This window comes from Thermoactinomyces daqus (assembly GCF_000763315.1).
GTDB classification, from domain to species: domain Bacteria; phylum Bacillota; class Bacilli; order Thermoactinomycetales; family Thermoactinomycetaceae; genus Thermoactinomyces_A; species Thermoactinomyces_A daqus.
The window spans coordinates 238,202-257,201 of sequence record NZ_JPST01000003.1 but is presented as its reverse complement, the minus strand read 5'-3'; the positions used below and the strand labels follow the sequence as shown (position 1 = coordinate 257,201).

18 protein-coding genes are annotated in these 19,000 nt (G+C 48.4%); 8 read left to right on the top strand and 10 right to left on the bottom strand.

Going from position 1 to position 19,000, the window contains the following annotated elements; genetic code table 11:
* Positions 1–407: 407 nt before the first annotated feature.
* The 6 genes from JG50_RS18550 to JG50_RS0101655 all read right to left on the bottom strand — a co-directional run bounded on the left by JG50_RS18550 (position 408) and on the right by JG50_RS0101655 (position 6,131).
* Positions 408–644 (bottom strand): PHP-associated domain-containing protein, encoded by a 237-nt coding sequence (locus JG50_RS18550; protein WP_052153885.1) that lies wholly within the window; start codon positions 642–644, stop codon positions 408–410.
* Between the two features lie 13 nt (positions 645–657).
* Positions 658–1,224, bottom strand: a complete 567-nt coding sequence (hisJ, locus tag JG50_RS18000) for a histidinol-phosphatase HisJ (protein ID WP_052153884.1) — start codon at positions 1,222–1,224, stop codon at positions 658–660.
* Between the two features lie 519 nt (positions 1,225–1,743).
* Positions 1,744–2,070 (bottom strand): MarR family winged helix-turn-helix transcriptional regulator, encoded by a 327-nt coding sequence (locus tag JG50_RS19180; RefSeq protein WP_160173778.1) that lies wholly within the window; start codon positions 2,068–2,070, stop codon positions 1,744–1,746.
* Positions 2,071–2,145: 75 nt separating this feature from the next.
* The gene (locus JG50_RS0101670) at positions 2,146–3,381 is read right to left on the bottom strand and encodes an MFS transporter (protein WP_235281574.1); all 1,236 of its coding nucleotides are present in this window, start codon (positions 3,379–3,381) and stop codon (positions 2,146–2,148) included.
* Between the two features lie 662 nt (positions 3,382–4,043).
* Positions 4,044–4,679: a TetR/AcrR family transcriptional regulator gene (locus JG50_RS0101660; RefSeq protein WP_033099331.1), complete on the bottom strand. Its 636-nt coding sequence runs from the start codon at positions 4,677–4,679 to the stop codon at positions 4,044–4,046.
* Between the two features lie 258 nt (positions 4,680–4,937).
* Positions 4,938–6,131 (bottom strand): cytochrome P450, encoded by a 1,194-nt coding sequence (locus JG50_RS0101655; protein ID WP_033099330.1) that lies wholly within the window; start codon positions 6,129–6,131, stop codon positions 4,938–4,940.
* 468 nt (positions 6,132–6,599) lie between these two features.
* On the opposite strand from JG50_RS0101655, the gene JG50_RS0101650 reads away from it, so the two are divergent.
* The 3 genes from JG50_RS0101650 (at position 6,600) to JG50_RS0101640 (ending at position 9,384) form a co-directional block, all read left to right on the top strand.
* Positions 6,600–7,298, top strand: coding sequence for a futalosine hydrolase (locus JG50_RS0101650; RefSeq protein WP_052153881.1), 699 nt, complete (start codon positions 6,600–6,602; stop codon positions 7,296–7,298).
* Positions 7,295–8,131: a 1,4-dihydroxy-6-naphthoate synthase gene (locus JG50_RS0101645; protein ID WP_033099329.1), complete on the top strand. Its 837-nt coding sequence runs from the start codon at positions 7,295–7,297 to the stop codon at positions 8,129–8,131. Before JG50_RS0101650 ends, JG50_RS0101645 begins: the two co-directional genes overlap by 4 nt.
* A gap of 251 nt (positions 8,132–8,382) precedes the next feature.
* A complete protein-coding gene (locus tag JG50_RS0101640) occupies positions 8,383–9,384 on the top strand; it encodes a LacI family DNA-binding transcriptional regulator (protein ID WP_033099328.1) in 1,002 nt (333 codons plus the stop codon).
* A gap of 263 nt (positions 9,385–9,647) precedes the next feature.
* On the opposite strand, the gene JG50_RS0101635 is transcribed toward JG50_RS0101640, so the two are convergent.
* Positions 9,648–10,895 carry a macrolide family glycosyltransferase gene (locus JG50_RS0101635; RefSeq protein ID WP_033099386.1) on the bottom strand — a complete coding sequence of 416 codons (1,248 nt, stop codon included), beginning with the start codon at positions 10,893–10,895 and terminating at the stop codon, positions 9,648–9,650.
* 249 nt (positions 10,896–11,144) lie between these two features.
* Between JG50_RS0101635 and JG50_RS0101630 the strand changes: the two genes are divergently transcribed.
* Positions 11,145–11,603 (top strand): MarR family winged helix-turn-helix transcriptional regulator, encoded by a 459-nt coding sequence (locus JG50_RS0101630; protein WP_052153880.1) that lies wholly within the window; start codon positions 11,145–11,147, stop codon positions 11,601–11,603.
* A 280-nt stretch (positions 11,604–11,883) separates the two neighbouring features.
* Here JG50_RS0101630 and JG50_RS0101625 read toward each other — a convergent pair whose 3' ends face one another.
* On the bottom strand, positions 11,884–12,243 hold the full coding sequence (locus tag JG50_RS0101625; RefSeq protein ID WP_232336305.1) for a DUF488 domain-containing protein: 360 nt from the start codon (positions 12,241–12,243) through the stop codon (positions 11,884–11,886).
* A gap of 204 nt (positions 12,244–12,447) precedes the next feature.
* Between JG50_RS0101625 and JG50_RS0101620 the strand changes: the two genes are divergently transcribed.
* Positions 12,448–13,116, top strand: coding sequence for an HlyD family secretion protein (locus JG50_RS0101620; RefSeq protein ID WP_033099327.1), 669 nt, complete (start codon positions 12,448–12,450; stop codon positions 13,114–13,116).
* A gap of 22 nt (positions 13,117–13,138) precedes the next feature.
* On the top strand, positions 13,139–14,698 hold the full coding sequence (locus JG50_RS0101615; RefSeq protein ID WP_052153879.1) for a DHA2 family efflux MFS transporter permease subunit: 1,560 nt from the start codon (positions 13,139–13,141) through the stop codon (positions 14,696–14,698).
* Between the two features lie 118 nt (positions 14,699–14,816).
* On the opposite strand, the gene JG50_RS0101610 is transcribed toward JG50_RS0101615, so the two are convergent.
* Positions 14,817–16,022, bottom strand: a complete 1,206-nt coding sequence (locus JG50_RS0101610; RefSeq protein ID WP_033099326.1) for a macrolide family glycosyltransferase — start codon at positions 16,020–16,022, stop codon at positions 14,817–14,819.
* Positions 16,023–16,178: 156 nt separating this feature from the next.
* Positions 16,179–16,424, bottom strand: coding sequence for an SHOCT domain-containing protein (locus JG50_RS0101605; RefSeq protein WP_033099325.1), 246 nt, complete (start codon positions 16,422–16,424; stop codon positions 16,179–16,181).
* Positions 16,425–16,631: 207 nt separating this feature from the next.
* On the opposite strand from JG50_RS0101605, the gene JG50_RS0101600 reads away from it, so the two are divergent.
* Together JG50_RS0101600 and JG50_RS0101595 are read left to right on the top strand one after the other, a co-directional pair.
* The gene (locus JG50_RS0101600) at positions 16,632–17,321 is read left to right on the top strand and encodes a response regulator transcription factor (RefSeq protein ID WP_033099324.1); all 690 of its coding nucleotides are present in this window, start codon (positions 16,632–16,634) and stop codon (positions 17,319–17,321) included.
* Positions 17,322–18,665, top strand: coding sequence for a sensor histidine kinase (locus JG50_RS0101595; RefSeq protein WP_033099323.1), 1,344 nt, complete (start codon positions 17,322–17,324; stop codon positions 18,663–18,665).
* Positions 18,666–19,000 lie beyond the last annotated feature (335 nt).

Genomic DNA, 19,000 nt, shown 5'->3' with positions numbered 1-19,000 from the left:
GGACTTTTGGGGTTCATTAAGTTTTTTCTTTTTTGTTCTCTTTTCGCTCATCACATTCTCTTCCTTAACGGAAGATCAATTCAATTTAAAGATGTAAAGTCATTTGTAGCGAAATACTAGCAAAGCAGTCGCCGAATGGAAGTGAATTTGGGTTTTGTTACCTTTTCCCCTTCACAAGATGAATTAAAAAAGCACCCATTTTAGGGTAAGAGTGCTAATTCATGCATACACAGGCTCCTCAATTAAATATCAATTAAAGGATCTCAGACTGTTCCGGCGAAAAAGGATGCCCAACCAAGAATATTTAATCATTTTCCCTTGATTTGAAGTAGTTGCCCGGGTATTTCGGGGAGCTATTTTATTTTTTAACAGTACGTTCTTTTCCAATGGGAGCTGTGTGTGTAAAGCTAATCCATTGCTTTTTCATATAGATCATATGATCTTCCTACTTGATCCATTGCGTGAGCATCAGATCCAAAAATAAGTGGAATCCCGAGATTAAGAGCTTCTTTTACAATCCATTCTGAGGGATATGTTTCTAAGCAATATTTTTTATATAACCCTGCTGTATTAAAATCTAACGATAAGCCTTTCCGCTTAGTGATAGATAGAATATCAAGTATTTCCTCCTTAGCCTCTTCCATAACATGACGTCCATTAATGAAGTAATGCTGAAATTTTTGACATAAAGTGAGATGGCCTACTCGTGGGGTGGAACAGACAAACAGCTTCTTTTAAAGTTTGATAATATACTTTTTGTACTGTATGAAAATCTCCGTAGTATTTGATTAAACCTTCTTCAAAGTCCTCCGGGGTTAAATCTACACATCTCCAACCATTCGTTCCTTTAAGAAAATGAAGTGATAGAATAGTCTCATCAAGATAATTCGCATACTCTTTCAGTAAGTATTTTGTCCAATCAGGTTGGTCAGGTAAATAATCCAGCTCTAGTCCTACACGAATTTGTATTTGATCTTTGTATTTTTGTTTCAGTTGATGCATTTCTTTTATGTATGAATCCAATTCTGTTTCTTTCATGGCTAATGCAGTAACCACCTCTTCAGGATAAGGAAGCTTGCGACAAAACGAAGCAGGCAAGGGGGGATGTTCAGTCAGTACATAAATATCAAATCCTAATTCGATTGCTCTTTCAATATATTTTGCTGTTTCTTTTCCAGAACTGTGTGGGCAATAGTGGGTGTGGGTATGTCCATCTATTTTCATGTTTTTTCCTCTCCATCTAGATCACGGGATTCATGGGGAATGGGTGGTTTTAGCGGAAGATTTGCTCCCGCTGGGTCCATCTTATTTTTTATTGAACAACCCGTTGATAAATGAATGTATATAAAGTCCAGGTACAGATGCCAAGCAAGATGGCTGCGGGGAACAGAAAATTCTTTTTCAGGCTGAGCAGGACTGTAGCTAACAAAATAGTACATGGAATCAATTCCATAATACAATAGTAAGAAAGTTTATAATATTTGATCTGTCCTCTTGAACTGTTAACCAAATTTGTGAGAGCATACTAATTATAAGAAAAGCAGCAATCCACCCGCTTAATTTTGGATTATAGGTGGCTGGCTGAGTGACGATGGCAATAAGAATAGCGGAAACAAGGATTTTAACGATTGTCATTGTTGTTTCTCTCTCTTACTTAAAATAGGATAAGTTCCAATCCGTTTTTGATCAACTCTTGTTTTTCTTCCGGCATGGATTTCAAAACATCTTTAAGTTGATCAAGTGCTAAACCCGTATGCTCTTGTATGCTTGGCATCCCTTTTCTGTTACTCTCAACTCGACTACCCTTTCGTCTTCTTTATTACGCTGACGAATAAGAAGCCCTTTTTCGGATAATCGGCGTAATATTTCTGAAGCTGTATTCGATGCACATCCTAAATATTCAGCGACTGATTGTACAGTACTTGCTTGGTTGAGCGCAACGTATTGAAGTGCACCAACTGCCTGGTGAGTAAGCGGAATCGCATATAGTTTAGAATGACAATGATAATAAATTTGAGAAAACAGGTCCGATATCTGTTTGGCAAGTAATGATAATTGTTCTTCTTTCAACTTCTGTATCGTTAGTCAATAAAAAAGGGAGGGGTTACTTCACCCCTCTTCTCTCTTTTCATCGCGCTTCTGCTTCTACTCCACGGTACTGGCTTCGGCAAGGGTTTTTCCTTTTGTCTCGGGGGCCCATGCAATGGAAATGAGAACACCGATAAAAGTTAAACCGGCGCCGATCAGTACGGTCGGGCCGATGCCGATCGAGCGAAGTGCATAAGGGAGGAGAAAGGTTCCGATGAACGATCCGACCCGGCTGATCGCCGTGGCCACCCCTACCGCCGTGGCACGCACTTCTGTCGGAAAAAGTTCGTTGGGGTAGATCCAGGTTAACACGCTGGGGCCGCCGGTGAAAAATGCATAGATGACAAACCCGATGATCGTGATCCAGATCGGACCCTTGGGAAAAAGGCCGACGAGGAGCAATCCCAGGGCCATGACCAAAAAAGAGACGATAATCAGGGGACGCCTTCCGATCTTGTAGAGCAAGAGCAAGGCGGGGATGTTGCCGATAAAAAAGAAGAAACTGATTACCGCCGTTCCGATAAAGGACAATTCCGGTTTGTTGAGATTGATTGATTCCATGATTTCAGGGCCGAACGTATAGATTGCGAATGAGGGGATAATCGTAATCATCCAAAATAAGCCGATATACGTGGTTCTTATCAAATAGCCGCCCTGAAACAGCTTGTTGAATCGCGTTTTTTTGCCCTGCGCTTCCCATTTATGGATGTCTGCATCCGTTCCGTAAACTTCTTGAAGGACTTCGCGGGCTTCCCGGATGCGGTTTTTCTTCAAGAGCCAGCGGGGCGATTCCGGTGTTCCCTTGCGCATGAAGATGAGAATGAAGGCCGGAAGCGCACTGCTTGCCAACATCCAGCGCCAGGCTCCGGAACCCAGTAGTAACAATAAATAGCCGACAAGATAGGCGACGAGAGCGCCCAGGTACCAACTGGCTTGCAAAACGCCCAACATTCCACCCCTGTGCTTGCGGGGAGCGAACTCGGCCAGCAGGGAGGTGGCGATCGGGTAATCCGCCCCGACGGCAATTCCCAGCAAAAACCGGAGGATGGACAGTTCCAGCGGCCCATCGGCAAATGCCTGCCAGACGGAAAAAATCATGATCACCACCAGATCGATGGTATACATGACATGACGCCCGATCAGATCGGTTACATATCCAAACACCAGGCCGCCCAAAAAAAAACCGACCAGCGTAGAGGCACCGATCATTCCGGTCCAAAAGGCGTTTAAATGAAACTCCGGTTCGATCTGGGTTAATGCCACACCGATAATGCTCAAAATGTATCCATCCAAAAAAGGGCCTCCGCTCGTGTACAAGGTCAGCCGTTTATGAAATGACGTTAATGGCGCGTTTTCAACCACAGAATGCTTGGTGGACATGGTTTCCATCCTTTCAGAAGTTCTTAATGGTCGATTTTGCCGGGATGATGATTATAGTTTTGCATTATTGAGCGTGTCTATGCATCGGGAAGAAAGAACAGCAGGAGGGGATCAGGGATCGGTCCGGCTGTTTTCCATAACAGGGAAGATTGATTCAGGGAGGGATTAAGGTGAATGAAAAATGGGATGTTTTTTAGAGGAGTGTGGAAAAACTCGGAAGAAGTGAAGTGCTGTGTAATTGGTGGGTCGGATGTGCGGTGTTTCATGATCAGTGGATTGCAAAAGTACACGTTGATTTTGGGGCAAGAATTTTGCGGGCCGGTGATTGAAATCGGGGGAAATGCAGGCTGTGTTCAGATTGGGGGATCGTGTGGCCGTGCTCCGCTGCTCCCTTGCGGGAAATGAAACGGGTAATGTTGATGCGAAAACGATACGGTGAGCGGAACGGGCAGTCATGGAAAAATAAATCCGGCCGTTCGCTGATCGCCTCGATTTGGAGACGGCAGCAGGATCGGACCGGCGACCATCGGGTACCAAGGCTTGCAAAGGGCCGGGATTCAACTGGGAGATAATCGTTAACGCCAGCATTCCAACAAAAAATCGATGAGTTCCATCAGGTGCTTGTCCGACTCTGTCTGATCCCGGTGTTTACCACCACCGAGGATCGTCTGCTCGATCAGGTAACTTTGTATGCTGCTGACAAACTGGCGGGCCATCAGTTTGCAATTCAACCGGCGAAGTTCTCCCTTCAGCATCCTTTTCTCGAGCAGGACGCTAAGTTGTCCGATAACGGTGTCAAACGTCCGGGTCAGCCATTCGGTTTGTTCATCCGTCAACAAAGGCTGTTCCCTGATCAGGATGACAATCAACTCATTGTCGGCATTATCTACAATGATGTGCGCGATTTTTAACAGCATATCCCGGATGGGCATATCGGCGTCCATATTTTTCAGGGCTTTTTCGAGTTGTTGGATCTTCCCTTCGGTGGAATCTTGTACGATTGTATGCAAAATTTCCAGTTTACCCTTCGGGAAGTAGTGATAGATCAGTCCGTCGGCCATTCCGATGGCCCGGTTAATCTCTTTGGTCGAAGTATTATGGTAGCCTTTCTCGGCAAACAGTTTTTTTGCTGTTTGAAGAAGTTGTTTCCGGCGTTTGGCGGCTTGAAGGTCCCGGCTAGTCATTCCTTCCTTTTGTACAGACTTGGACATGGTCTTCACCTCACACTAGGGAAAATGTATTCGGTTTTGGACTGCTTGTCAACCGCATCCTCCTATGCCATAAAAACGACCATGACTTGCCAGCACAACCCGGGGTGAAAGTCTAAGCAACTTTGGAAGGGGAACGGGATACCCCGACCAACCATCAGAATGCGTCGAAGCGGGTCCCGCGACCGACCGGCGATTCTTCACAAAAAAAAGTGTCCAGTAATCCTGGACACTTTTTTGCACAGCTGCAACCCGGCGGCTTCAGGACACGGCAATGTGCAAACTTTTTAAACCATAGAGGAGATTGCTATTGACTGGATCAAGCTGATATCCCTCTTTCAGGGCAATCGACGAATAGCGTTTGAGGAACTCCTCCAAAGCGATTTTCGCTTCCAATCTCGCGAGGGGAGCACCGAGACAAAAATGGATTCCTTTTCCGAACGACAAATGGGGATTGGGATTGCGTCTGAGCTGAAATTCATCGGGATCGGTGAATTTCTGTTCATCCCGGTTTGCCGAACCGATCCAGGCTAATACTATTTGACCCGGCTTAATATGGAATCCGCCGATTTCTGCATCTGTTTTGGCTCGTCGCGGAATAGCCTGCACCGGTGAACGATAGCGCAAGGTTTCTTCAACGGCATGGGGAATCAGGCCGGGATCTCTTTTCAACTCTTCCCAAATTGTTTGGTTTTCCAAAAAACAATAAACCGCGTTGCTGATCAGATTGGTTGTCGTTTCATTTCCGGCGATCAATAAAGTGATGCAAAAGCCAAACAGTTCTTCACTTGAGAGTTTCCCTTCATTTTCTTCCGCTTTGATCAGGGTTGAAATCATATCTTCTTTTAAATTTTTCCTTTTTTCCTCGATAATTTGCGAAAAGTATTCCATCAATTCCTTAATCGCTTTGTCTCTTCGATCTATGGTTTCCTGAATGTCCGCTGTTGAAGACGGACCGGATACAACAATATCTGACCATTCTTTAAATTGCTTTCTGTCACTCGTGGGAATACCCAATAATTCAGCGATCACCATCACGGGTAATGGATAAGAGAAATCCTCGACGAGATCCATATGTGTTTGCCCGCTCACCTTGTCCAAAAGTTCCGTCGCGATCGCTCGGATTCTCGGTTCCCAACCGGCAATCATTTTCGGAGTGAAGGCATGGCTTACCAAAGAGCGCAACCGGGTATGTTCCGGGGGATCCGTGTTAATAATGCTGTGAAAAGGACGTGACTGCTGGAATCTTTTGCTGGAGAAAACATCCTTGTCGGAAATGACCCGGTTTACATCTTCATATAAGAAGACATTCCATACTCCCTGTTTTTGATCAAAATAAACAGGTGATTTCGCTCTCATCTCTTTGTACCAGGAATAGGGATTGTATTTTTCCTCGTTCGTATGAAGCCCTGTGATCTCACTTGTTACAAGTCTTCGGATATCCCGTTGATCCATCGCGATGCCCTCCTCGTTTGATCAATTTAATTCACTGACCGTTCAGTGAAATTATATCGATTTCAGACCGGCCATGTCAACATGCTATATCTCGATTTCGATTAGAACCCGGCGGGCGGCGATGGCGATTGGAAATCAGCCAAAAGAGGATCACAGGTTGGTTTGCCGCTTGTTTATCAGGAATTTCAGGAATATGCCGGGCAAAGCTTCTGTTTGCGCATAACGGCATGGTGGAAAGCAGCGGTGCCGAGTGATATACTATAGAAGGTCGGCACTTGCAAAACGATGCTCCGGGCAATGAGTCCCGGACTCGCATGGTTGCAAGTGTTTTTTCTTATGTATATGGCTGGTCGGGTCGTGGTGCCCATAATTTCCCGACGTTCCTGACGGGGGGCAGGAGGCATCACTCCCCTCCCGATCTTGCTTAATTCTCATCTTCCGGGGCCGGAAAAGAAAGGGGATCACAGTATGAAGCGAAACGAGGAAGGGACTTCTGTTTCTGATAAAAACAATCAGAGTCGGGCCAAACGCGTCCTCGTGGTGACAGCCGTTTCAGCAGAGAGAGAGGCGGTGATGCGCGGTCTGAAAGGTGCAAGCCATGTTGATGTCCTGGTGGCGGGAGTTGGCCCGGTGGCTGCTGCGGCAAGCACGGCGGCGGCATTGGCCCGCACGGAGTATGATTTGGTGGTAAGCGCAGGAATCGGCGGAGGCTTTGCCGGCCGGGCCGAAGTAGGTACGCTCGTTGTCGCGGAGGAAATCATCTGCGCCGATTTGGGGGCAGAGACGGAAGAAGGTTTTTGCGGCCTGGACGAGCTGGGTTTCGGTACTGCGAGATTCCGGGTGGAAAAAGGATTGGTGCTTCGGGTGACGGAGGCCGTGCGTGCGGCTGGTTTGCCGGTTACTGCGGGTCCGGTTCTCACGGTCTCCACTGTGACTGGGACGGCTTCGACTGCGGCCCGATTGGCTGCGCGGGTACCGGGTGCCGCCGCTGAGGGCATGGAAGGCTTTGGCGTGGCGACCGCCGCCCGAAACCGGGGTATTCCCGTCTTGGAGATTCGGGCCATTTCAAATGTTGTCGGGCCACGTGACCGGTCAGCGTGGCGCATTGATGAAGCGTTAGAGAAACTGGCAGCAACGATTTCCGTATTGCAGGAGGTTATCTTATGAGGATTGCTTTTTCTCCATGTCCGAATGATACATTCGTATTTCACGCGTGGGTGCACGGATTGATCCCGGGTGCACCGGAACTGGATGTTACTTATGCGGATATTGATATTACGAACAATTTGGCGGCAGGACCGGACGGATTGGAAGTGTTGAAGATTTCGTGCGCAGCTTTGCCATGGGTGTTGTCCAAGTATGCGCTGTTGCCGTGTGGCGGAGCATTGGGGAAAGGATGTGGCCCGCTCCTTTTGACCGGCGGCAAAAATGATGCTCGTAATCCCGAATCGCTTTCCGGCCGGCGGGTGGCAGTGCCGAGTGAACGCTCGACAGCATACTTGCTGTTCCGCTTGTGGGCTGCCCAACATGTGCCCGGAGGTGTCGGAGAAATTATTGTCATGCCGTTTCATGAGATCATGCCGGCGGTTCGGGACGGGGCGGTTGACGCGGGATTGGTGATCCACGAAGCCCGGTTTACCTATCCTTCCTACGGTTTGTCGATGTTGGTTGATCTGGGCGAATGGTGGGAGAAAGACACCGGATTACCCATTCCGCTCGGAGCGATCATCGCCCGCCGCTCATTGGATGTGAAGGCGATTGCCGATTGGACGAGAGCTTCTGTTGAATATGCCTGGGCGCATCCGGAGGCATCACAGGAATACGTGATGCAACATGCGCAAGAGTTGGACCCCGAAGTGGCCAAGGCGCATATCAACCTCTACGTAAACGAGTTTACGGCCAACCTTGGAGAAGAAGGATATGGGGCGATTTCCACCTTGTTGAGCCGGGCCGCAAAGGAAGGATTGGTGCCTGAAGTGGATTTGTCCCTCCTACGGTAACAAGGGGCATTCTGCTTGCAAATCCCCCAATCGGCAAAGATGGTTGATTGGGGGATCTGTTTGCAGTCCGCAAGCACAGCAGGAAAGAATTTCGGCGCAATCGGGGAAAGAACGGAAGCGTGACCGGAAAGGAAGACCGGCAGCCAAACAGCGGGAACGCTTTCGAAAGATTGACGCTTATTTTGAAAAGATCTTATATTTAGTTGAATGCAACCGTTTTCTCCCATTATTTAGATTGGAAGGTTATGCCGATGAAACCAACAATTAAGGATGTAGCCAGAAAAGCGAATGTTTCTGTTGCTACTGTCTCAAGAGTGCTCAACCACCAGTCGGGTTACTCCGAAGAGACCAAACAAAAGGTTTTACAAGCCATTAAAGAAATGGGTTATCAACCCAATGCCATCGCCCGCGGGCTGATCAACAAGCGGACACAAACCATTGGCGTTCTTTTTCCCAAGTTGTCCAGCATGTTTTCTTCCCAGCTCCTTCATGGCATTGAATACACGGCCCATGAACGGGATCACAGTGTCGTGGTTTGCAACACCGACAAGAACGGGAAACGGACCGTCAAGTATCTTCAGGTTCTGAGGGAGAAACAGGTGGATGGCATCATTTTTACGAGTGAGGTGTTGACGGAGGAATACTTCCGGGTTCTCACGGCGATGAAGATTCCGGTAGTTCTGCTTTCCACCCGTTCGGAGAAGTATCCCTTTCCCCATGTAAAGGTGGATGACAAGCAGGCAGCTTATGACGCAACCCGATATTTAATTCAGCGAGGCCATCGAAAAATCGCCATGATCAGCGGGGATCAAACGGATCCGATTGCCGGGAAACCGAGGATTGAGGGTTACAAGGAAGCGCTGGCTGCTTATGGAATACCGTTTCAAGAGAATCTCCTTGCGTTTGGCAGTTTTGGTTTTCACAGCGGGGTCATGGCCATGGAAAAATTTCTGCAGTCAAAGGTTGAGTTTACCGCCGTTTTTGCAGCCAGCGATGAGATGGCTGTGGGGGCCATGTCTGCAGCCTTCCGGCACGGGATCAAGGTGCCGGATCAACTTTCCGTCATCGGCTATGATAATCTGCGGCTTGCGGAAATGACCACTCCTCCTTTGACCACGGTGGCACAACCGTTGTTTGAGATGGGAAAGCAGGCGGCAGAAATGCTGCTGCAAATGATTGAAACAAAAACGGAAGTGCCGGGACGGATTTTACCTCACGAGATTATCGAACGTCAGTCTGTGGCCCGGGTCTGAACGATCGGAAGGACGAAGACCGGTCGGGAGACAAAAAGCCCTCTTCGCAGAAGCGTGATCCCGCTGCAGAAGAGGGCTTTTTGTGTGTTGAAGGTTTGTCCGGGTAGAGAATGCGATTAATATCACAACGAAAATCTTGCTGACTTTAACATTTGGTGCGCTTGCTTTCAATCTGTCCGGGATTTACGGGTTGATTGGAAAAAGGGTATACGGGTTTGACGGGCTTCCTTGGCCTGGCTCTCTATGCTTAAACATGCTCGCTTTTAATGGCTGATCAAGTGGGAGTTCACCCATTTTAACAGTTCATCGACCGCCTTCATGTAGCCGCCTGCTTCGCGGAAGGATTTGCTGATTTTCTGGCTGTTCCGTTTGTAGACAGGATTTTTTAATACTTCCTCAACGGCATTCCGCAGTTTTTCGGCATCCAAAGTTTGATGATCGAGAACCACTCCGGCGCCCAATTCTTTGGCCCGGCTTGCCACGAAGGGTTGGTCGTTCACCAGCGGCAGCATCACCAGAGGAACCCCGAAGTACAAACCTTCGTTTGTGCTGTTCATGCCGCAGTGAGTGATAAAAGCATCGCTGTGGCGCAGTACATCGAGTTGCGGAACATAGTTGCGAACGATAAAGTTGTCGGGAATCGGGCCCAGATCCGAAGCGGACAACTGTTTCCCGATGCTGAGCACCATTCTGGCGTCGAGATCCTGCAACGCTTCAATACAGATCTTATATAAATCCGGACGATTGTTCACGATCGTGCCCAGAGCCATGTACACGACCGGGCCGTCTTTCAGTTCATCGAGCGGAAAGTCACCCTGATCCTTACGGTCAGCAATCGACGGACCCACAAAGAGATAATTGTCGCCAAAGCGATCAGAATCCGGCTGGAAATACCGAGATGTGAAAACGATGTTGAGATCGGCTTCGCACAACATGGCCTGCCGTAAGTCGGGAATGGAGATGGAATATTTCTGTTCCAGCCGAGATTTGCGCTCTTCCATCTCCTCTTTCATTTCTTCCATTGCTTTCAGAAATTCCGAGCCGCGCTGCTTCATGATTTTTTCAAAAAAATTGGAATCCCGGTTAGAGACAAAAATAGTCCAGATCGAAACAGAAGGAAGTTTTTTCATTTCAGAGATCCATTTTCCGGGCAAACTATTGGCATCATAGATAATGTAATCGTAAGTTTCCGACTCAATCTCTTTCAAAATGTCATCCGTGACCCATTCCATCATTTCGAACATCTTTGGCATTCTTTTGGCGAGAAGGCCCATCATATTTCCCGTATTTTTCATCATGTCGTTTGCTTGGCTGAAAAATTCGCGCATGAGCGTTTCCGCTTTTTCGGAGATAGGGCGAAATTCCGCTCCGGTGGTTTCAATTTTGTCTTTATACATGCTGTTCGCATAGTAGATGATTTCTTCACCGCGGTTAACCAGTTCGCGCACGAGCCCGATGGACGGATTTACATGTCCTTCGCCCAAAGGATTAATGAATAACGCTTTCGACACATAGATCACCTCATCATTTTGTAACCTAATAACTTTGCTATAAAGATATTGGGGAATAAAAAACAGGTTATGCTCCAAGATTAAATCCTTGAGCATCCCCCTCTTAAAAAAACTTTGCAGTAAAGTTATTTTGGTATAAAGTTATATTAAACCCAATCTGTATGAGTTGCAATTGGCTGAATGAGAAAAATATAACAAATTTGCAAACACGGTCTGTAATTTTTCTCATAATCAAAAGGGGGTGATTGAATGGGGAATGAGGAAAAGAGGTTTGATCCGCAAATCCAAAGAATTGATCAGATTACCGAACGTATCGGCCGTTATGTCGGAAGTCGGTTTGCCGGTCAGGAGGATTCATTCCAACCTAAAATCACGCCGGTAAAATTTATTTTGCTTCGCACAGTCTATCTCAACCAAAGATGCATGGTTGCCGATCTCTCGCGTGAAGTAAATTTAACTTCGGGTGCAACCACGCTGGCCCTCAACCGGCTGGAAAAAGAAGGCTTGATCCGTCGGCAGAGGGATCAGGCCGACCGGCGCATCGTCTGGGTGGAATTGTCGGAAGAGGGGGAAGCGCTGGTGGAGAAAATTTTGTGGCAACGCCAGCAAATGTTCAAGCAGATGCTAAGTGTTTTGACAGAGGATGAACAGGACTTATTTATAAAGTTATTGGAAAAAATTTCTTTTAAACTGTGTGGGCAGAAATAAGATTGTGTGATGCCTTCATTTTTTGAAACGGTTTTCATGTGTTTATTGAGGGAAATCGAGCATGTTGATTTAACCGATCCTGTATGTTCAATGGAGGGATTTTTGCAAGCGAGCGGTTCTTGCCGTCGCCGGGAAGTATAAGCGCCGTACGGAGGGGAAAATACGTATCAGATGCTTTACCGGAGGGATCAGGGAGTTTCGTCCGCACCCGGCGTTTCTCCGGCAAGACGACAAGAGTCCGGGGCTCAAAAATCTCCTCCGTTCTCTTCTGATATGATGCCTAATGATTATGAATAAACTCTTTCAGCACAATAGCATGGTTTTGCTGCTCGTTTTTGGCTGCATAGACCAGGGTGACATCTTGTTTTTCCAACATTTTGATCACTGTTCTCACGGCATTTTGTTTTTCCGGATCTGACTTGAGCTCTTCGAGATAACGATGTTGAAATTCAGCAAAACGTTCAGGCTGATGGCCGAACCATTTCCGCAATTCCGGACTGGGTGCAATCGTTTTGAGCCAAAGATCGATCTTCGCCGCCTCTTTTTTCACGCCGCGCGGCCACAGACGATCCACCAGAATGCGGAAGCCGTCTTCCGGTGCTGCGGTTTCATATACCCTTTTCATTTTGATTTTGCCCAACCGATTTTCCTCCTCTCCGTTTATATTTAATTTTATCTTAAGACACCGGTGAATAACATTCCTGCGTCATTGGGCAAATATGCTATGATAGTGAATAAATAAGGAGTCGAAATTTTCGCGTTTGAAACATCCGGCCATAATATTTTTACTATTTGTTATTTTTTGTGAACAGTAAACAAAAATATTTGCGGAGGGAAGCTGTCAGTGAAAAAGGTCGTAACGGTCAATGTCATTGTCGCTCTGATCATTGTGGGATTGGGGATTGGCGCTTGGTATTATGCGACGAACATCATGAATTTCATCATAACTGAGGATGCCCAAGTACAAGGGGATCTCAGCACCATCAGTGCACCGGCAAGTGGAAAGATTGTCAAATGGAATATAAAAACGGGAGACACCGTCAAAGAAGGGGACGTGATTGCCGAAATCGTTGCGGGAAATACAGAGATTACGGATCTGCCCGAAGAAGTTTCCGTAATAGAGACCATTCCCGTCACCGCACCGGCTGATGGAACGGTGATTCAAAGCGATGGAAGAGAGGGGCAAGTCGTCGCGGCCGGTACGCCGCTGGTCATTACGGTTCCGCTTGATCAGTTGTTTGTCACAGCCAATATTGAAGAAGGGGAGTTGAAGGGGCTGAAGACAGGCCAGGATGTCGATATCACTTTGGATGCGTTTCCCGGGCGAACGTTCAGCGGGAAGGTCCAGCAAATCGGCCTGGCGACCGTTTCCGTCTTTTCCCTGTTTCCGTCCGAGAACACCAGCGGCAACTACACCAAAGTGACACAAAAAGTGCCGGTGAAAATCCGTTTTGATTCCGTGGAAAAAGGAATGGTTCCCGGACTGAATGCAACGGTGAAAATACATAAATAACCGGGAGAAAGGTGGAAGCTCGTTGGATAACGCGGATATGAAAAATCGCGGCCTGATCTTGGCCACACTGTTGATCGCCGTTTTCATGGCGGTATTGGACAGCAGCATTGTCAATGTATCGTTGCCGAGGATGATGCAGGTATTCGGGGTGAACACCGATGAGATTCAATGGGTTGTGACGGCTTATGCGCTGGTGGTGGGAACAATCATCCCCATTACCGGTTATTTGACTGAACGTTTTGGCTATAAACGGATTTTTATGATTGCTCTGTTTCTGTTTACTTTGGGTTCTCTTCTCTGCGGGCTGGCCTGGAGCAACCCGGTCATGGTTCTGTTCCGCATAGTTCAGGCCATCGGCGGGGGCGCCTTGATGCCCGTCGTGCAAGCCCTGATCTTTCGCATGTTCCCGCGGGAAAAAAGAGGGCAGGCGATGGGGATATTCGGAATTGCCATCATGTTTGCCCCCGCCATCGGACCAACATTAAGCGGTTATATCACGGAGTATTTAAATTGGCGCCTGATCTTCTTCATCAATGTCCCGATCGGTGTGGTTGTTCTGTTTCTGGCTGCGGCCGCCATGCGGGAAATGGAGCATTATACCGAGCAAAAATTTGATTTCTGGGGCTTTGTCACTTCAACAGCCGGTTTTTCCACTCTGCTGTACGGAATCGGAAACGCGGCGGACAAAGGCTGGTCCGATCCGGAAGTTATGGCGTTTATCGGTTTCGGAGCCGTCTGTTTGCTCTTTTTCATCCTCATTGAATGGAACAAGAAAGAGCCGATGCTGAGGATACAGGTTGTCAAACACGGTGTATTTTCCCTGACGCAGGTTGTTCTCAGCATTGCCAGCGTCATCTTGTTTGTGCCTCTGTTTCTCTTTCCTATCTTTTTGGAAAATATCATGGGTTTGTCTGCGGTTCAGACCGGCCTGTTGCTTTTGCCGCAGGCGCTGGTTACGGGTTTGATGATGCCGATCGCGGGAAGGCTCTATGACCGGATCGGCGCCAGGTGGCTGGCTGTTGCCGGGTTTGCCGTAACTGCCTTCTCGATGTATCTGACCACATCGCTGGATGTGAATACCCCGTTTTCCACGATCATTTTATGGCTGGTGCTGCGGGGATTGGGCATTTCACTGGTGATGATGCCCATTACGACAGCCGGGCTTAACGCGGTTCCAAATGAGCTGGTGAATCAGGCGACGGCATTGAGCAGCACGATCCGCCAGGTTGCGATGTCATTTGGCACCGCCTGGGCAACTTTGTTATATTCTCATCGCATCGCGTTTCATGCCGCTGCCAATGCAGATCAGCTCAATGTTTTTTCACCGACCGGCCAAATGGTCTTCAGCCAAATTCAGCAGCTGTTTATGACGATGGGACAACCCATGGCCGAAGCCAGGCAATCCGCCATCGGCTATCTGGCGGGACAAATCCGGATACACTCAATGGTTCAGGGGATGAGCGATGTCTTTTATGTCACGGTTTGGCTGGCGGTTGCAGCCTTGATCCTGGCTTTGTTCATTGCGGAAAAACGGCCGGAAGGTTCTCAGCCTGCCGGGTCTTCGTTACAGGAAACGGCATAATCACAGTTTTCAAAGAAAAGCCCTGAAATGAACATAAGGCTTTTACTCTGGACGATCCATCGGGTAAAAGCCTTATGTGCGTCAGGCCGGTCCCTCACTGCGCGGGGAGTATGTTGGTTTATTCGGTGATGCCCAGACTGCGCTTATATGCAAAGATCTCATCGACAGCTCGTTGGTATCCCCCTGCCGCACGAAACGAATTTCCGATTTTCCGGCAAACATTGCGGAAGGAAGAATCCTCAAGTATGCGCTCCGCTTCCTTTCTGAGACCGGCGGGAGTCAGCCCTTCCTGTTTTAATTGAATCCCCGCACCCAGATTCGCCACACGCTGTGCTATCAGAGGTTGATCGGCGCTTTGAGGAATCACAATTAGCGGTACACCGTAGTAGAGTCCTTCGGACGTGCTGTTCATGCCGCCGTGTGTGATGAACAATTTGGCACGCTGCAGGATTTCCAACTGCGGTACGTAATTGCGGACAACAAAATTCCCGGGAATCTCCCCCAAGTCTTCGATTCGCGTCTGCCTGCCGACGGATAAAATGACCGTATGTTTCGTATCAGCAAAAGCTTGAATGCAGAGTTTGTAGAAATCCACTGCTTGATTGATCACCGTGCCAAGTGATATGTAAATCAGACTGCTTGTGTCCAGCTCGGAAAAATCAAACCGGACGTGCGATCGTGGAGCTATGGATGGCCCGACGAACTTGTACGTTTCGTCAAAGCTCTCTCCTTCGGGCTGGAACTGCTTTGTCGTGTAGACAATGGTCAATGGGGCGGGATTGCAGAACACCTCGTAAGCAGAGCCGATTTTCACGCGGTATCTCTTTTGCACGGAACTGACTATTTGTTGAAAGTCTTGTTGCACACGTTCATTGATTTCTGCAGGTAGACGGCGTGAAAAGTGATCCAGCATACGGTCAAAAGTGGTCTGTTGGAACGCAAAGCTCGTGCAGGAGTTGATTGCCGGCAAGTTGAGTATTTGTGCGAGTAAACGGCCACACCCGAACATTGAATCGTGAATCATGTAATCGTATTGCTCTCCCTTTGTTTGTTCCAAAACGGCAGGGATCACGATATCGGTTGTGCGCAAGAGGCCGTTCACTCTGGAAAGCAGATGGGATCTTCCGCCCTTCAGGAACGCTTTGACAAACTTCTCGGTGTCAAACGTACGTACCGAAGCGCCTGTCTCTTTAATTCGATCACGCATGTTTTCCGTGGTAAAATAGACAACCTGTTCACCACGGCGGATGAGTTCACGAACCACGCCGAGAGTGGGGTTGATATGTCCTTCTGCTCCTGCGTTGACAAATAAAACACGTGCCATGAAATCATCACCTTTCGAGGGATGTGTGCCTTTCCCTTAAAGCATACCATTTCTTTAATATTGATATTTCAGTCTGAAAAAATGAAAAAAGAGATGATTCCCGCTTAAAACACATATGGGAACATCTCCAATACACCCAGGGACGTTGGCTTAACCTTACTTACGCAAAATCTCTTTCAGTTTCAAGTATTCTTCTTCGCTTATTTCATGGTTGATCAAGCGGCGCTTCAGGATCTCCTCCGCCTCAAGCCGGCCGTCGAAACGGTTGTAACAGTAACAGCGTCCGTAACGGCGGAATGAAATAATGCGGAAGATCAGGAATGTTGCAAACACGATACAGAAAAAACCAAACGGGAAAATTAAAGGGAAGAAATGAAAATCATGATTTGCAGCTAAAACCATGTAATCACCTTCTCCTCAGGATTGCGGTATTTTGTCCGCCGGGTGTCATGTGAATAAGATACCTTTTACCGATCACAGATAAATCGGATGAAAAGTCACAAACTGATCACGAAGCGGTCATAATTCAGCAGAGCGCCTGATCCTGGCTTGTTTGCTGTGTTAAGATGAAGGTGCTTCGCTGCAATTCCGTTACGATGGGGGGTTATGATGAACAGCAAACAAACCGTTTTGGTTGTCGATGATGATAAAGCGATTGTGGAGTTAATGCGGGATTTTTTGGAAGATGAAGGTTTTCGTGTCGAAGAGGCGTACGATGCCGAAGAGGCGCTTCGCATTTTGCGGCATTCAACCGTGGAGTGCGTGCTTCTGGATGTGATGATGCCTGGCCGGAGCGGATTTGAGCTGTGCCGGGAGATTCGGCGGACAAGCGATGTTCCGATTCTGTTTTTAAGCGCGCGCGGTGAAGATGTGGACAAAATCCGGGGACTGGGAATCGGCGGGGACGATTATATCGTCAAATCCGCCACGCCGGTGGAAGTGGTGGCGCGGGTAAAAGCGGTGCTTCGCCGCTATGGCAAACAGAGGATTCCCCAGGCAGCCGTTCGCCGGTTTGGCCACCTCACGCTTGATGTCCGGGCCCATGAAGTTCGGGTGAACGGCCATCCGGTATCCCTGACACCCAAGGAGTTTGAAACGCTGCTCTTACTTGCGGAGCATCCCCGGCAAGTATTTACCTATGAGCAACTCCTTGACCGTTTCTGGGATGGTGTGGGTGATAAGCATACGGTGATCGTCCATATGGGCAGGATTCGCGAAAAAATCGAAGCCGATCCCAACCATCCCAGACTGATTGTCAATGTATGGGGTGTAGGATACCGTTTTGAAGGAGCGCATTAAATGAGAACGATGCGGATTCGCAAATTCATCTTTGCCGGCCTGTTGTCGGTGATCATTTTGTCCCGGCTCTTTTATGGGATTCTCGGGTTTGTCATCCAGCCGATTGTCAGCCACCAGACGCAGACGAAAGCGGCGCTGGCGGACAGGGCGATCCGGGAAATCACGGGCAGTGTGGACAAATGGCGGAACGCGGACTGGCAAAAAACGATTCAAACCAAGTTCAAAGCTTCAGGAATCGCCGTTTCCATCACCGATCCGTCGGGAAAGAAGATTTTTCAGACGGGTCCGTATAATCCGAAGCAATTTAACAGCCAACAGGTCATGGTCATCGAAGACGGAAAAATGCGGGGGACGGTCAAGCTGTTTGTTTTTAACCATAATCAAATTTATGGCATATTATCGGCGGTCATTGCCATGATCCTCGCCATCATCTTCAACCGCTGGCTGATGGGGCGATATGTGCTGAAGCCGCTTGCTGCGATGAGTTCCGCAGCCAGACGGATTGCCGAAGGTGATTTGGATTTTCGGATCCCGACCTCCCGCGTAACCGAAGTGGCGGATGTAAGGGCTGCTTTTGAGGCGATGGGAGAAGGATTGAGGAAATCGCTCAAGCGCCAGGCAACCTTGGAAGAAGAGCGCCGTTTCTTTCTCACTGCCATCGCGCACGACCTCCGCACGCCGTTATTCGTGCTGCGGGGCTATTTGCTCAGGCTTGAGCAGGGGAAAGCGGAAACGGCGGAAAAAGCGGCCAGGTACTTAAGTGTCTGCAGGCAGAAATCAGAACAGATTGAGCGGCTGGTCTCTGATCTTTTCGTTTACGCGAAAACCGAATATATGGAACAAATGGATGTGAATAAACGTGAACCATTTGATTTTGGACTGTGGATGAAGGAGATGATCGAACATTACCGATTGCTCGCCCAGGCCAAGAATGTGGAAATCGTTGATGAGAGCGGAGAGGAAACGGCGTGTCCGGTTCAAGGCGATCCGCATTTGCTGGAACGGGCTGTCGGCAATCTCCTCGACAATGCTTTGCGTTATACACTGGCGGGCGGGAAAATCACGGTGAAGTGGTACAGGAAAGGAAATCAGGTATGTTTCACCATCAGCGATACAGGGCCGGGAATTCCCGAACAGGATCTGCCGCATGTATTTGAACCCCTCTACCGGGCGGAAAAATCGAGAAATGCCGAAACAGGCGGAACCGGAATGGGACTGACCATCGCCAAACGCATCTTCAAAGCCCACGGTGGCGATCTCACGGCCGCAAATCGGGCTGATGCCGGAGCAGAGTTTAGCGGTTGGCTTCCCCTTGGAGAACCGATCCATGTTTTCCGGAAATGATAACGATCGCAGAAGAAACCTTGGCTGGATACTGCACACCGCCCGGATCCGCTTCCTGGGCTGCCGTGTCCCCGACGCATCAGAAACACAAGTGGCACAAGGGGATGATCGATTACCGGACAGCAGAGGGGGAGCGATTGTACAGAGCCGGACGAAATGGTGTCTGCCACTGTGATATTCACCAGCCAAGGCCCTTGAGGCGCGCGGAAGCCGAGCACATGCAAAATCGGTAACGAGAGGTCCGGGGTCGGACGAGGCCTTTTCATTATGCAGGAAAATTGAATGTTCTCGTGTGGACCTTCACGATTGATGAACAGTCGTGTGTTTTGAAAATG